Source organism: Mucilaginibacter sp. SG538B (genome assembly GCF_013376065.1).
GTDB lineage: Bacteria > Bacteroidota > Bacteroidia > Sphingobacteriales > Sphingobacteriaceae > Mucilaginibacter > Mucilaginibacter rubeus.
In genome coordinates, this window is record NZ_JABMJI010000002.1 from 343,237 (window position 1) to 357,903 (window position 14,667).

Below are 14,667 nucleotides of genomic sequence, written 5' to 3' on the forward strand. Positions count from 1 at the left end.
CGTGATTAAAGAACTTCCGGACTTTCCGACCTCGGACTTCCGGACTAAAAAACATATGAAGAAAATACTACTGGTTGAGGATGATGCCAATTTGGGCCTGTTACTGCAAGACTACCTGCAATTGAAAGGTAAGTTTGACGTGGTTTTATGTAAGGATGGCGAAGAAGGCCTACGCGCCTTTACCAAACAAACATATGACTTGCTGATACTGGATGTGATGATGCCTAAAAAGGACGGTTTTACACTTGGTAAGGATATCCGTAAGATCAATGCCCAGGTGCCTATTATTTTTGCGACGGCCAAAGGCATGATTGAAGATAAAACCCAGGCCTTCAATTTGGGGGGGGATGATTATATCACCAAGCCTTTCCGCATTGAGGAATTACTGCTTCGTATAAATGCGCTGTTAAAACGTACGGATAATATCGGCAAAAAGGAAGAGGAAAAACAAACCTCCTTTAAAATTGGGAAATATACGTTTGATTATACAACCCAGATGATCATGACAGCAGACAACCAGCAAAAGCTATCTACCAAGGAGGCTGAACTACTGCGCCTGTTGTGTGTGCATAAAAACGAAGTGCTTACCCGCGAAGAAGCCCTGCTGAACATCTGGCATGATGACAATTACTTTAACGGTCGGAGTATGGATGTATTTTTGAGCAAGATCCGTAAGTATCTGAAAGATGACCCTAATGTGGAGATCATCAACGTACACGGGCGGGGGTATAAGCTGCTGATTAACTGAACTCAGGGTTAATTTTTGTTTTGAAAAAATTATTTGTGTGATATAAGCCTCAAGAGGGCTTAACCAAGTTAGCTATGTAACCACATATTTGATTTTATAGGTTAGGAAGATGAAATCCCACAAATCCGCTCCTTTCACTAATGTGCTCCAAATTTCATCCACACAAAATATCCAATCCAAAGCAGGATATTGGAGTAAACGCCAGCCAGCACATCATCCATCATTACACCCAAACCGCCGCCAAGATCTTCCATTTTGCGTACGCCAAGCGGTTTCACAATATCAAAAAAGCGGAACAATACCAGTCCGGCTAAAAGGAAATATAAGTTAGCGGGGATAAAAAGCATAGCTATCAGCATTCCGGCAACCTCATCAATTACCACACGCGAGCTGTCTTCGCCCCAGTCGGGTTCAACCTTATTGCCTACAAATACGCCAAGTGCGGTAACAAATATGGTAATAGCCAACAGGTACCAGGGATTTTGCAAAGCCGGACTTTGCCATAGCAGCCAGATAAAGCCGCAGGTAACTATAGCGGCGTAAGTACCCCCGCCTTTCAAAAAGCCAATGCCGAAAATGGACGCTATTGTTTTATTTAGGAACATTTAATTTGTATCGTTATTTCAAGTAATGTTTTCATTCCCTCCCCAGGAAGGGGTGCGACTGGCGGTGTTGTGGCAGAGAGGGGTTTATCCGCTTTGCAAAATCATACAAAGTTCAGGAAACCCCTCCCTACACCCTCTCAAGGGAGGGAATCGCACGAGCTCTTCGCTTTTTACTGCTGCCTACTGCTAACTGCCACTGCCAACTGACCTACTGTTTATCCAGCACATCCTCTGCCGCTTCTGCAACTTCTGGTTCAATAGTATGTCTTTTTGGGAAGTTGAACAGCAATGACGTAAGTACAGGGATAATAAATAAGGCCACAGTAAACACCGAAGTGAAAATATCAGCGCTTTCGCCTTCCATCATTTTTGAAAATCCGGCTTCAGGGTAAAAGTGGACGTATAATGATGAGGCAAGTTTAATGCCCAGCACGCCAATCACTATAAATGCCACTGTTTCCAGGAAGGTAAATTTCTCCATCAGTTTCACGAAAGCCTGGGCAACAAAACGCATGGCCAGGATGCCGATAAACACGCCAATATAAATTAACATCTTATGGTCGGTAAATGCAACCGCCGCAAAAACGTTATCAATGGAGAAGGCAAGGTCCATCAGCTCCACTAAAGCTATGGTTGCCCACAAATTACCTATCAAACCAACGGTTGAGCGGTAAAGCCAGTTCTTGTTTTTATCAACCGTTTCTTCTTCAGCATCGCCGTCGGCCTTTTTCAGTTTGCCTTTAAAATAATTGAAGCTCAGGTATATCAGGTAAAGGCCTCCAAGTGGTTTCAGCCACCAAACAGATACCAGCCATGCCGCTAAAAACAAACAAACACCCCGTAAAACATATGCACCTATAATGCCATAACGTAATGCTTTTTTACGCTGATGCGGGGGCAGGTCAAGTACCATGGTAGCCAGTACGGCGGCATTATCAACGGAGAGGAGGCTCTCAATAACAATCAGGTTTAGGACAATCAATAGGCCGGCCTTAAGGTCGGGGCCAAGCAGGTAATGTAAAAACTCCATAAATTATATAATATCGGTATTAAGCATTGCTTTTAAAATATTGGCCTGCACATCCACGTCGCTCAGGCTTTGTAAAAAGTTGATGTCGGCTATTTTTTTGTAGTTTTCGGCTAATAGGCTTTTTATTTCGGGCGGCATGTAAGCTTTCATGGTAACTACATCGCTTTGCAGCTTATCAATTTTGTCCTGCAGCTCATGCATCAGTTTTTCCCTTTTTGACAGATTGTTATTATGCTCGATGCCCGAAAGCCTTGTAACATCGCAAAATAGGAATAAATTATTGGCAGGCGAAAATAAAAAGTGCCTGTCTTCATCCATAAATTTATACACTTCCAGTATCAGGTTACCGGCCTTTAACCCACAGTAAAACTCTGTACGGAACTCGCGTTTTAACAATACCCCCATCAGCTTACGCTGAATAGTAGCGTAGTTATTATGATAGGTATCATTATAGTTATGTTGCACAAGTTCATTATACAGCTCTGGAGTTATGTTATAAAAAAAATCGGAACCATAGCGCAGGCTGAAGGCATTGATATTTTTGGAGAAAGGATAATCGGTTGAGTTATCTGAAAGTACCTGGTAAAGCTTCCGCAACGAAAGGTTTACTTTCAGCGCCTGCCTTTGCCTGTCAATCTTGAAATCCTGCTCGGTGAGCACATTGTCGTCCATCTTATCAACCATCTCCCGGGTAAGCTGGATCTCGTCGAGCACAAGGCTTACATTGTTCTCATTGTTCTTCTTGATCTTGCGGAGCAGGTCGACCAGACTGGTGGTAAATTGCACATGAAAAAGTTCCAGCTTGTTGATATCGATTTCGGGATTGGTTTCAAAAAGCTTGTGGATAACCTGTGTGCGCAGATAGATCTTGTAAATGAGCTCGTCTTCAAAAAATACCGACAGCAGTTGAAGCTTGCTGAGCATCCTGTTTGAGCTATTTAAAATATTTAGCCTGTTTTCATCCATCAACGTACAATATCCCTTTTATAAATGTAAAAATACAAAATTATGAGATTGAATGTTGGGGCGTATGTTACGAATCGGGTGTGTATTTGGATTATTGACCTTAGAGGGCACCGCTTTAATTGAACCCAAATTTGCGTTAGGGATTGAAGCGGATACAGGCCTGGAGCGTAATGCCTGCAGGCGTATGAGCGTAAAGCCCGGCCGCAGGCAACGCTATGATTGATTTCGGAGTTGGGGTTTTCGAATTCGGATTTCTTTTAATATCATACCTGAGCTAAATGAACTAAGGATTTTTTATTGGTTTAGCATTCGATCAATTATCAAATTCTGTAAATTCTGATTCAGACAATGGCGTTGCCTACGGCCCGGGCTTTTCGTTGCAAGTCCTCACCTTTCCTACCCGCAATCCTAATACGCGCTGCGGGCTTTCCACTGCAATCCCTAACGCGCCACACACACAATCCCTGATACCAATCTATTCCCATCAAAATAAATTATATTTACATAAAGGTGTAACCTGATCTGTAAAAGTGTGGTCACAGGGGTTATATAATGCAGAGCAAGCTTTCAGATATCGAACTTATTGAGCAAACCCTGGCTGGTAACCAGTTCGCGTACGCTGATTTGGTTAAGCGGCACCAGCGTTTTGTTTTTACGCTGGCCCTGCGTTTTGCAAAGGGCCGGGAAGATGCTGAAGAGATTGCGCAGGATTGTTTTGTGAAAGCGTACCGCTCGCTGGCTTCGTTCCAGGGGCAGTCAAAATTCAGTACCTGGCTGTATAGTATAGTTTATACTACAGCCATGACATTTTTAAGAAAGAAACGGGTGGATACTGATTCGATTGATGATGAGAGTACGTTTGTGCAGGTTGAGAACCATGAATCGGCATATGATACCAACAACGCAGAAAACAAATCGCGGTCATATTACCTGAACCAGGCAATTGAGCAATTACTGCCCGATGATATCACTATTATTACCCTTTTTTATAAGGGGGAGCAATCGTTAGAAGAAATTGCCCAAACAATGGGTATTGAAACAAATACCGTTAAAGTTAAACTATTTAGGGCACGCCAGCGTTTGAAAGAGAAGCTGGAGCGCAATTTAAAACACGAGGTGAAAGAACTGATATGAACACCATCGAAGAAAAACTTTGGAACTATATTGATGGTACCTGCACACCGGCTGAGCAGGAAGCCATTTCCCGGCTTATTGAGGAAGACGAGTTGTACAAACAAAAGTACACAGAGCTGCTTGTGCTAAACCAGGAGTTTGCCGGCCTGGAACTTGATGAACCATCAATGGCCTTTACCTATAATGTAATGGAGGCTATCAGGGCAGATCAGGCACTGGCACCTCTAAAATCAACTATAAATAAAAAGATTATACTGGGTATTGCGGCCTTTTTTGTGCTAAGCATATTGGCCCTGCTGGCAATCACCCTTTCAAATGTCCAAAATTCAGGAAATCCGTTCAGTGTTGTAAACATTAAACTACCTGCAGATTTAAAATTGCCTGCAGCCAACGCCATTTTCAATAGCGCTTTCATGAAAAGTTTTTTCGTGTTTGATGTAATTTTGGCGCTATTTTTAACTGACAGTTATCTGCGTAGAAAAAAAGCTGCAAAAGAGGCATAAAGTGTTCACTTTTCTGTATGCCAATAAAAATCACGGTGTCTTTTTGACACTTAGTTACACACTTTTTGTAAAGTAAATTCCCTTTTAACCTATTGTTAATGTATCAACAAGGATACATTAACAAAAAATTTAAAAAGTTTCGGGTTTTGGCACAGTGATTGTAATAACAACAGCGAACTGGTAAACTTACCGGTTTAATTGTGATAAGGTTTAGGTTGAAAGTCTCCCGACGCAAGGTTGGGAGGCTTTTATTTTTTAAAGGCGATCCTCCCCTTAAGCCAATAACAAATTCCATTTAATTTTCCCGAATGGAATACCGGGTTATAAAAATTGATTTGAGTGTCATCGGTTATATGAAAGCATGGAAAATTATATCCGGATCCATTTAACCAATGACAAGCCCATACTTACGCTAATGTCATTAAAAGAGGTATTGAAAAAGCTGCCTTCTGCAAAATTTCAGCTCATTCACCACAGGTATATTGTTCCGGTAGGTAAAATTAGATACTTACAAAATCGTAAAGTGCAATTAACAGGTATTGAATTGCCGGTGAGCGGTGCTTACTATGAAGTTATCCTTGGTTTGGTTACCTAAGCTTGTTTTTTTTACTCATCACCCAATAACCAAAGAACAGAAGCCATCGCAAAAGTATACGACGGCTTTTGTTCTTTGAGTAAACTTAAAGTTTTGGTCAATGTTATTGCTGGAAATAACCGGCAGCTCCCATATCAGCAATTAACCCGACAGCTTTAGGCTGCCAATTTAGGGCCGCGCGTGTTTTTTCGCTGGATGAGGGACACCCCAATGAGGCAAAGTGCAAAAACCAGCCAAAATGTGCCGCCGCTTCATCACCTGTTTTGCTCAGTACAGGCAAATGCAGGCCCTGACCAATTGCTTCGGCAATTTCGCGAAATGCGATACCTTCTTCGGCTACGGCGTGAAACACACGAAGCCCAGGTTGCTTTTCTATAATCAGGCGATATAGAACTGCGGCGTCTGAACGGTGAACGGCAGGCCAGCGATTGCTCCCTTCAGCTATATAGACCGATTCTCCTTTTTCCCGGGCCATGTTAATGATCATCGGTACAAAACCATGGTCGCCCTCACCATGCACACTCGGCGACAGGCGCACCGTATAAACTTTTACACCTTTTGCCGCGGCAGCAGCGGCGGCCTCCTCTGAAGCTACGCGCGGAATAACATCTGATCCTGCAGGCGGCGCGTCATCTTCTGTAACCAGCCGGCCATAATTCAAAAGCCCTACTCCGGAGGTAATAACTAAGGGTTTGTTTGTTCCGGCCAATGCATCGCCCAGGGATTCAATTACCTTCCTGTCGGCTTCACAATTGGCCTTAAACTGTGAAAAATCATGATTAAAGGCCGTATGGATTACAGCATCGCACGCGGCGGCGCCTTGCTGAATAAATTTCAGGTCGTTGATATCCCCGCGGTATACTTCGGCACCGGTTGATGCCAATTGTTCAACGCCTTTATCTGAACGGACAAGGCCAAGTACCTCATGGCCTGCCCCTAAAAGTTCTTTTACTATTGCTGAGCCTACAAATCCTGAGGCCCCGGTTACAAATACACGCATAAGTCAATGATTTTATTTGATCCAAAATTCTCCAATAAAATCCTGCTAAAGATGGTCAGCTGACCATAATTTAAATTAGCGCTGAAGCTGCGCGTGACGGATACGGGTAAGGGTTTTTATGGAGATGCCCAAATAAGCGGCAATCATACGCAGGGGCAAACGAGCCAGGTAGTCCGGAAAGGTTTGGATAAAATCTTCATACTTTTCTTCGGGCGTTGCACTTAATGAAATCAGGATTCGCTTCCGGCTGTAGTGGATATTACGGGCAATAAGGCCTTCGGCAAATTTTTTTAGTTGCGGCACCTCTGCCAGCAACATATCGAAATCCTTTTTTTGCCAGCAGAGTATCGTGCTGGGTTCTACTGCTCCTATGCTTACTTGCGAGGGTATCTGCCGGTCATAACTTTCAACATCAAGCGTCCAGCTGTTTTCCGGCGCAAATTGCAGAATATGCTGATTGCCCCCGGCAGAAATATTGAAGGTGTACAGCAGCCCGCTTACAACAAATACCTTGTGCCGGCAAATTTCGCCTGCGCTAAAAAGGAGCTCATTACGGCGCAATTTTCTTGCCACTGCCAGATCACTGATCTTGCGGACAGCCTCCTCAGCCAGGTCGCTCCTTCGCAGATATGTTTCAAATTCCGGATGCATCATCCAAAAATAATAAACATTTCAACAGCAAGTTTTCAGATGTATATAAAATGAGATTCGGATAGATCATTGGTATGTCAATACAAACAAAAAGGCCGCCTCTTTTGAGACGGCCTTATGCAATACAGTAATTGATGAAAAAATTATTCTTTAATAAAAGCTAAAAGATCTTTGTTGATGGTTGCAGCCTCGGTAGTAGGCATACCATGCGGGAAACCCGGATAGGAGATCAATTTACCATTTTTCAAGTGCTTTATAGACTTTAGTGCCGAGTTTGCAAACGGAACGATCTGGTCATCTTCCCCGTGTAAAACAAGTACGGGAATATCTACGCTTTTAAGGTCTTCTGTAAAATCTGTTTCCGAAAAAGCTTTAACACAGTCGTAATGTGCTTTTATACCGCCCATCATACCCTGACGCCACCAGTTGTCCCTGATGCCTTGTGAAATTTTAGCACCTTCACGATTATAGCCGTAAAACGGAATAGTCAGGTCCTGGTAAAATTGGTTCCTTTGGGTTGCGGTGCTTTCACGGATCCCGTCAAATACTGCAATCGGAACACCATCTGGATTGCTTTCGCTTTGAACCATAACCGGAGGAACCGCGCTGATCAGCACAGCTTTGGCGATACGTCCTTTTCCATATTTTGCAGCGTAATGGATAACCTCTCCACCACCTGTAGAGTGACCTATGTGGATTGCACCCTTCAGGTCAAGCGCCTCAACAAGCTCTGCAACGTCAGCTGCATAGGTATCCATTTCATTACCTGTGGCGGTTTGGCTTGAACGTCCATGGCCGCGGCGGTCATGGGCTATCACCCTATAACCTTGTTCAAGGAAAAAGAACATCTGGGCATCCCAGTCATCGGCAGATAAAGGCCAGCCGTGATGGAAAACTAATGGTTGCCCGGTTCCCCAGTCTTTGTAATAAATTTCGGTTCCGTCTTTTACTGTAATTTTACTCATTTTGTTTTTCAATTATGGTGATTAATAAAGCGCTGAAGATGCAGGGCGTTTTTAGCAAATGTAACACCTTTAGGTTTTACTTTGGATGTTTATTATATCCACAAGTAAAGCTGGCCGGCGCCCAAAAGTAGTGAATTAAGGGAGGGCCTTTCAAAATCGTATCGAAATTTACCTGGATGCGATAAATCGGCTGTTTTTTTTGACGGAAAGCTTGATGACGTTTATCGTCGCTGCAAATCATTTATAAAACCACGTTATTGCATTTAGACAGTAACAACTTATCTGTACATATATACAGTGAAGCTTGTAGTTACAAAAGTAATTACCCGTTGATTTCCAGCTTATATCCCTTGCCGTGTATATTCACCAGTTTAATAGCCGGATCATGCTCCATTTTTTTTCGCAGTTTTGATATGAACATGTCAAGGCTCCGGCCAACAATTACGCCCTCATCTTCCCAAATCTCTTTTTGAAGCCTGCTCCTTTCAATGATCTCATTTGGCGACCGGGCAAAGATGAGCAGCAGTTTATTTTCTTTTAAGGTAAGCTCGGTAATCATTCCGGCACTTTGCAGTTGCCGCCTGGCCGGGTTAAATATAATGTTACCCATTTTAAAACTATTATCCAGGATGGAGCTATTTTCAACTGTGTTTTTCCGGCCTTTACCCGACATTGAAATTACAAGCCCGATAAATGCCAATAAAGGTATCCCGCCAATTAGATAGCCTTTTGAGGGCATATTCAATCCCTGGCTTTTGAATTTGAGGTTGATCACGTAACAGCTTTTAGGCTGTTTTCGCCCGGAGCAGGGCATTATGTTATCTTTTTTATTTTTGAATATAGCATAGCCAAATATCACATCCTTCCCTGTACAATTCAAAACGCTCACAATATAGTCGTTAGCCAGGTTGTCCTTTGCCAGCGCGCTGCTGATTGCTTTTTCCAGCGAATCGGGCTGAAAAGAAAATTCATTCTCAAACCGTAACTGGTACTCATTTTCAGCAATCTTTTGTACCGGCATCACCCGCGATGTACTATCACCCGAATATAATAGCACCTCATGCCCAATTTTCCGGAGCAGAATTTCCTGCCGGGCCATATCAAAGTCATCCTTACCGGTAAAGCTGAAAGCAACACATAAAAGGGTCATGAGCAGCAGGCAACCAAGCCCCAGCAAGCGTTTGGTTGTCTTATTCATTGGTAGTTTGGAGCCGGCCATATTCCTGGAAATTTAATTTACAAAGTTTACAATTTTATTTACAATATCGGCAATAACAAACGCGCTGAAGCTGAGTAGGTTTGCCAAATAAATCACTTATGTATGTTAAGAAAACACGCAATTATCCTGTTGCTGTCCATGGCCCTGCTCCCGGCCTCTGCACAGCAAACCTACCATTTAGATATTAAAAAAAGTAAAGTTTTATGGGATACCCGCAAAACTATGGGCGGCCATTACGGCTATCTGCTTTTTAAATCGGGCAGCCTGGAGTATACGGCTGGCGGTGAACCAAAAAACGGCACCTTTAGCCTGAATATGAATACCATGCACAGTACCGATCATGCCGATGCGGCCAGGAATAAAAAGGTAGATGAAGAATTGAAAAAAGAGGGCTTTTTTTCAGTAGGCCGGTACCCGGAAGCAACCATGGTTGTTGAAGAAATTACACGCGTTGGCCAGTCAACCAACTTTAAAGTGACCGGCATCCTTACCATAAAAGGGATCAGCAACCCCATTGAATTTATGGCAGCTATCATTAAAAAGAACGATATCATCAGCGCTAAGGCAAATACCACAATTGACCGCATCAAGTGGAAAATCGATATGCAGCCTAAGCGGGAAGCATGGGATTTCTTTTCGGCTGTAAAAAACACAGTTGTTACCGACGAGATAGCAGTTGGGCTGAATCTTATATTTACGGCCGATTAACGCCCTTTTGCAGCCGGGTACAGTTGCAGAATCCTATTTCAAGCCTTGTTGTAATATTACTGGTTAGCACAGCATCTTCAGATAGTGAATCACATGGTAGGCGATTGTTCGTAAATATTCCAATACTGATCTTTTGTGTTCGTCTTTTTAGCTAAAACTATCTGTGAGTTAACTACGCCCTTTTTATCAGATGGCGTAATGTATAAGTCTGTCCCTTTCAATTTGATCATGAAAGTATCATTGTCTATCGCCTCAAACTCATATTGCTGAATGGCGCTGTTCGCATTAAGCGATTGTTCCTCTAAAGCTACGTTTACATCAGCGTCGCCCTTAGGCTGAAATGTTTTATTGGTAAGCAAATTCTGAAGCTGATAGGTATTCCCTGCAACATGTTTAAAATTCCAGGTCATGCATTTCCAGTTTTCGGGATAGTAAGCAACCAGTGGGGTACCATTTTCTGAATGTGCGTCTTTAACCCGTAACAGCATCCCGGTTTGCTCATTTTTTATAGCATAGCTCCCCTTAATTTGTTGGGCCGAAACCGCCAGGCCGGGTAACAGGAAGCATAACAGCCAGGCAAATTTTTTCATGGGCGTATCGATTTAAACAAATTTAGATACAAACAATAAACAGCTGTTATCAAAATTGATTCAGTTTTTAGTCGATATGTATCAAAGCGGTTGAGGTGTGCATACGAATCGATTGTAACAAATGCGGTGTCCCCAAATTTTAATTCCCCATAAAAAATTAAAAAATTACCAGGCCCCTTTTTTCAGAAACAACATCATGTTCCAAATTTTAAGAGTGAAACACGAAACGCATTAAAACATTATCATCACTGATAATCAATGCTTTAATGTTTTTAGTGAAACACTGTCAAATAGCTGACAATCAATAATTAAAACTTTAGAGAATATAAATTTAATATTTCAACAGTGCTTTTTCGAAGGCTTTTATGCTACTGATTTTTTGATATTTTTTGAGCAAAAATAAACCCGGAAGGTTTTGGAAAAAAAGTACTGACAAAACAGCGCCACCATTTTTTATGGCTAAAAGCTGTTGCTTTCGCAGGCAAAATGCTTTGCCCGGTTTTAGGCCGATTTACGTTATCGCACAACTTGGGCCAGTGAATGAGTTGAAGTTAGAAACTTCGGGGATATCCAATCACGGGTTACGCTATTGCTAAAACCGGGGCAGCCTGCTTTTATCCCTTCATTACATTCACCCTATCCCCTTTCCAGTCGGGAAACAGTATATGATCATTATTTATCGCAAGATGCTTATCAGCTACCGAGCTAAACACGCTCCTGAAATCGGTAGTCACCGCAAGGTCGCGGCCATCTTCAAGGTTTTCAACGGCGAGCGGCTTTACATCGCCATACACTAAACCGCCGCTTACATCATTACCTAAAATAAAGTTACATGAAGCGCGGCCATGATCGGTACCACCAGTCCCGTTTTGATGCACGGTACGGCCAAACTCGGTCATGGTCATTATAGTAACATCGTCCTGGTAGGTGCCCAGGTCGGTCCACAGGGCCATTATGCTGTTGCTTAGGTCGGCAACATTACGGGCGAAGATGCCGTTTTCGGTTCCCTGGTTAAAGTGGGTATCCCAACCGTTTGATTCGGCAAAGGCAACTTCCAGTCCTACATCCATTTTAATGAGCTGGGCTATTTGTTTCAGCGAATTGCCCAATGCCGAGCTGGGGTAAACAGCGCCATTGGCAGGTGTATAATTTTTAACATCGGTTTTCTGCAGCATTTTCATAGCCTCAAAACTTTCCTTTCCGGTTTGCTTCAGTAAGCCCGATGCGGTTTGATCATACAGATCTTCAAAACTTTTGGCCGCGATATTTGCTCCGGCAGGGTTGCCACGCATTTGAATGGCAAAATCCTGCAAATTGCTGATGGCTACCGAGGGGTTGTCGCCATAAAAAGAACGTGGCATGGCCGATGTCATACTCACGGCCGTAAATGGTGTAAGCGCATCATGCCCAAGCAAACCCACAGCCCGGTTAAGCCATCCGCTTGAGGTGCCTTTATTGAATGGAGTGCCCGATTCCATATAATCCTGCGCATCAAAATGCGAACGGGTATTATTAGGCGAACCGATGCCATGAACAATACCCAAACGTTTTTCGCGAAATATGGGTTCAAAGGCCTTCATGGCAGGGTGCAAACCAAAACGCCCGTCCAGGTCTATCAGCGGATTACCTGTACCACTTTTGGCAGCCGACATGAACAGGTTTGGCCGGGCAGCTTTCAAATAATCATCAGTAAACGGAGTAACGGCCATCAGGCCATCCATAGCTCCCCGCTGAAAGATACATACCAGCGTTTTTTTCTTTTTATAGGGCGATAAGATCTTTTCGCTCGCGGCTGCCTCGGCTAAAAAACCGGGTATACCGCCCAGTAATCCTACACCTAAAAGGGCCAGTCCGCCCGATTTTAAAAAGCCTCTTCTTGATACCATTTTTAAATCCTCCTGCAATTAACGCCTCTGATATTCGGGTGAACCAATGATAACGCCAACCACCTGCGCCAGCATAGAATTATTGCCGGAGGTGCTTTGCATCGCTATAAAATTATTTTTTCGTTTACCTTTTAAACCCGTCTGCTGATCCATCATCTCATCACTGGCAGCCATCTGTACCGAGGTTGCAACAGGAGTTTTGGCGCTGGCTTCGCCAACCTTTTCCATGAGTTTCGGATCGTTAAGCATTGGAGTAAGCCGTTTGATGGTTTCATCAAGCTTACGGCCCGGCATAATGATTTTACTATAGGTGATAAGTGCGGCTTGTGCGCTTTCGGGCTCGTGATGATTATTTAGTGCTGCAAGGTCAACCTTTACGCCGGGGATCCGGCCCGATGCCAGTGCCAAACCAAAGTTCATACGATTAAGCAGCGCGCCGGTATTGATCCAGTATTGGCCTTTATCGGGGAAGCCGGTCGGGGCCTGGTAATAGTACATTTTTTCGCCCATTTTATTGATCCAGTTAAACAACTGGTAAGGCTGGGTAATATCGGCATGCAATGAACGTACCGAGCCTATGGCCAGTTCAAAAGGCGATTTAGTTTTTTCCCTTACGGCTGCCGCGCTCCAAAATTCAGGCGCATTAACCATGGTGATCAGTACCTGTTTAATATCACCATCCTTATTCATAAAGGTACGGGCCATTTTATCAATAAGGCTTTGCGGCGGGTTATCGCTCACAAAGCGCACAGCTATTTTCTTTGATATAAACCTTGCCGTAGCTTGTTGATGTGCCAGCATATTAAGCAGTTGCACGCCCTCCTCGTACCCGCCCCCGGCAGCAAAATGATGGCCCAATACCGTCTTTTCGCCATTATCATGCTTGTTAGGGTTAAACATAAAATCGCCCTCATGTACAAAACCGCGGCTTTGCAGTTTTTCATCCCCAATACGGTTCATAAGTTTTTTGGCCCGCTTGTCCGTAGTTGCCCATTGGATAAACCGACCAGCCGGTAAGTACTTTAGCCGCCTGGGTAACATCCTGCTGGGTATAGCCGCCGTCAACGCCAAGGGTATGCAGTTCCATTACCTCGCGGGCATAATTTTCGTTAAGACCCTGTGCTTTTTTTGCTTTGTTTAGTTTGGGCATATTGGCAAAACGACCCGTATCCGCACCCTGCATTTGCTGCATCAGCCGGCGGTGGATCGGCCTGTTACTTTGCTCCATATTGTCCTTATTCCCCGAACTGCTAAAATTATCCAGGTAATATAGCATGGCCGGCGATTTGGCAGTGGCCAATAACAGATCATTGAATTTGCCAAGGGCATTAGGGCGGATCACATCGCGCTCATAAGCGGGGATATATTGCGAACAGTCGTTTTTTACTATAGATACATTGAAATGATTGAACCAGAAACTGGTCATTACTTCCTGTAATTGATTATTGCTGTAAGCCGCTCTTAATATTTTCTGGTTGATGAATTGACGTAACAGCTCCTGCTCGGGCTTTAATCCGTTTTGCTGCATGTAGTTTTGCAACTGATCGCGATAAGCTTTGCGATCTGTTTTTACCGAATCTTTGTTAACTACACCATCCCTTACAGCCATTCGCAAAACCTGCGCGCCTTTGGGATATTGGGCAACAACTTCTGTATTGCTCAGTTTTAGGGCATCATATTTATTTAAGAGTTGATTAAGGGAATCATCCGGAAGTTGGGCATCCAACTGTTGGGCAAACCACTTCTCAGGGCCGATTTTGGATACTTCTTCTACCTCGCCCGGGGTTGCCCCATACGTAAAACGGCTCAGTAAATGAGCCGCGGCCTGTTCGGGTGTTAAACCCGCCTGTTTATAGGGAAATTTTAAACTTGCAGTAGGATAGCCCGGCAAAAAGGCAGTAAATACGGTAAACAAACACAACAACACAACAAAGCCACACCAGTACTTAACAGCCTTTTTCATAGTATCCGGGTTATTAAATTAAAAATTTAACTTTTGCATTAGTATGACCATGAAAAAGCCCTTGGGTTTAATTTAATTGTCAAAGAAACTTATATACATATCTA

General features: G+C 43.5%; 14 protein-coding genes and 1 pseudogene. 5 read left to right on the forward strand and 10 right to left on the reverse strand.

The window, feature by feature from the left end:
* Positions 1 to 55: 55 nt before the first annotated feature.
* A complete protein-coding gene (locus FHW88_RS10860) occupies positions 56 to 748 on the forward strand; it encodes a response regulator transcription factor (RefSeq protein WP_090531325.1) in 693 nt (230 codons plus the stop codon).
* 137 nt (positions 749 to 885) lie between these two features.
* Here FHW88_RS10860 and FHW88_RS10865 read toward each other — a convergent pair whose 3' ends face one another.
* The 3 genes from FHW88_RS10865 to FHW88_RS10875 all read right to left on the reverse strand — a co-directional run bounded on the left by FHW88_RS10865 (position 886) and on the right by FHW88_RS10875 (position 3,349).
* Positions 886 to 1,353 (reverse strand): phosphatidylglycerophosphatase A, encoded by a 468-nt coding sequence (locus tag FHW88_RS10865; RefSeq protein ID WP_176625358.1) that lies wholly within the window; start codon positions 1,351 to 1,353, stop codon positions 886 to 888.
* A gap of 208 nt (positions 1,354 to 1,561) precedes the next feature.
* Positions 1,562 to 2,383, reverse strand: a complete 822-nt coding sequence (locus tag FHW88_RS10870) for a TerC family protein (RefSeq protein WP_176625360.1) — start codon at positions 2,381 to 2,383, stop codon at positions 1,562 to 1,564.
* Positions 2,384 to 2,386: 3 nt separating this feature from the next.
* A complete protein-coding gene (locus tag FHW88_RS10875; protein ID WP_176625362.1) occupies positions 2,387 to 3,349 on the reverse strand; it encodes a hypothetical protein in 963 nt (320 codons plus the stop codon).
* A gap of 552 nt (positions 3,350 to 3,901) precedes the next feature.
* Between FHW88_RS10875 and FHW88_RS10880 the strand changes: the two genes are divergently transcribed.
* The 3 genes from FHW88_RS10880 (at position 3,902) to FHW88_RS10890 (ending at position 5,581) form a co-directional block, all read left to right on the forward strand.
* Positions 3,902 to 4,483 (forward strand): RNA polymerase sigma factor, encoded by a 582-nt coding sequence (locus FHW88_RS10880; RefSeq protein ID WP_090530560.1) that lies wholly within the window; start codon positions 3,902 to 3,904, stop codon positions 4,481 to 4,483.
* Entirely contained in the window at positions 4,480 to 4,986 is a 507-nt protein-coding gene (locus FHW88_RS10885) for a hypothetical protein (RefSeq protein ID WP_176625364.1), read from the forward strand. Before FHW88_RS10880 ends, FHW88_RS10885 begins: the two co-directional genes overlap by 4 nt.
* Before the next feature lie 361 nt (positions 4,987 to 5,347).
* Positions 5,348 to 5,581 carry a LytTR family transcriptional regulator DNA-binding domain-containing protein gene (locus tag FHW88_RS10890; protein ID WP_176625366.1) on the forward strand — a complete coding sequence of 78 codons (234 nt, stop codon included), beginning with the start codon at positions 5,348 to 5,350 and terminating at the stop codon, positions 5,579 to 5,581.
* 103 nt (positions 5,582 to 5,684) lie between these two features.
* Here FHW88_RS10890 and FHW88_RS10895 read toward each other — a convergent pair whose 3' ends face one another.
* From FHW88_RS10895 to FHW88_RS10910, 4 genes are all read right to left on the reverse strand, one after another.
* The gene (locus FHW88_RS10895) at positions 5,685 to 6,581 is read right to left on the reverse strand and encodes an SDR family oxidoreductase (RefSeq protein ID WP_176625368.1); all 897 of its coding nucleotides are present in this window, start codon (positions 6,579 to 6,581) and stop codon (positions 5,685 to 5,687) included.
* 75 nt (positions 6,582 to 6,656) lie between these two features.
* The gene (locus tag FHW88_RS10900) at positions 6,657 to 7,235 is read right to left on the reverse strand and encodes a Crp/Fnr family transcriptional regulator (protein WP_255485303.1); all 579 of its coding nucleotides are present in this window, start codon (positions 7,233 to 7,235) and stop codon (positions 6,657 to 6,659) included.
* A 140-nt stretch (positions 7,236 to 7,375) separates the two neighbouring features.
* Positions 7,376 to 8,197, reverse strand: a complete 822-nt coding sequence (locus FHW88_RS10905) for an alpha/beta fold hydrolase (RefSeq protein WP_176625370.1) — start codon at positions 8,195 to 8,197, stop codon at positions 7,376 to 7,378.
* 322 nt (positions 8,198 to 8,519) lie between these two features.
* Entirely contained in the window at positions 8,520 to 9,395 is an 876-nt protein-coding gene (locus FHW88_RS10910) for a winged helix-turn-helix domain-containing protein (RefSeq protein WP_255485304.1), read from the reverse strand.
* A 123-nt stretch (positions 9,396 to 9,518) separates the two neighbouring features.
* Between FHW88_RS10910 and FHW88_RS10915 the strand changes: the two genes are divergently transcribed.
* Complete coding sequence (locus FHW88_RS10915; RefSeq protein WP_176625374.1) at positions 9,519 to 10,124, forward strand: YceI family protein; 606 nt, start codon at positions 9,519 to 9,521, stop codon at positions 10,122 to 10,124.
* 89 nt (positions 10,125 to 10,213) lie between these two features.
* On the opposite strand, the gene FHW88_RS10920 is transcribed toward FHW88_RS10915, so the two are convergent.
* The 3 genes and pseudogenes from FHW88_RS10920 to FHW88_RS30400 all read right to left on the reverse strand — a co-directional run bounded on the left by FHW88_RS10920 (position 10,214) and on the right by FHW88_RS30400 (position 14,563).
* Positions 10,214 to 10,714 (reverse strand): RICIN domain-containing protein, encoded by a 501-nt coding sequence (locus tag FHW88_RS10920; protein WP_176625376.1) that lies wholly within the window; start codon positions 10,712 to 10,714, stop codon positions 10,214 to 10,216.
* Positions 10,715 to 11,328: 614 nt separating this feature from the next.
* Positions 11,329 to 12,600, reverse strand: a complete 1,272-nt coding sequence (locus tag FHW88_RS10925) for a DUF1501 domain-containing protein (protein WP_090530582.1) — start codon at positions 12,598 to 12,600, stop codon at positions 11,329 to 11,331.
* Between the two features lie 18 nt (positions 12,601 to 12,618).
* Positions 12,619 to 14,563, reverse strand: a pseudogene (locus FHW88_RS30400) (DUF1800 domain-containing protein).
* Positions 14,564 to 14,667: the final 104 nt, after the last annotated feature.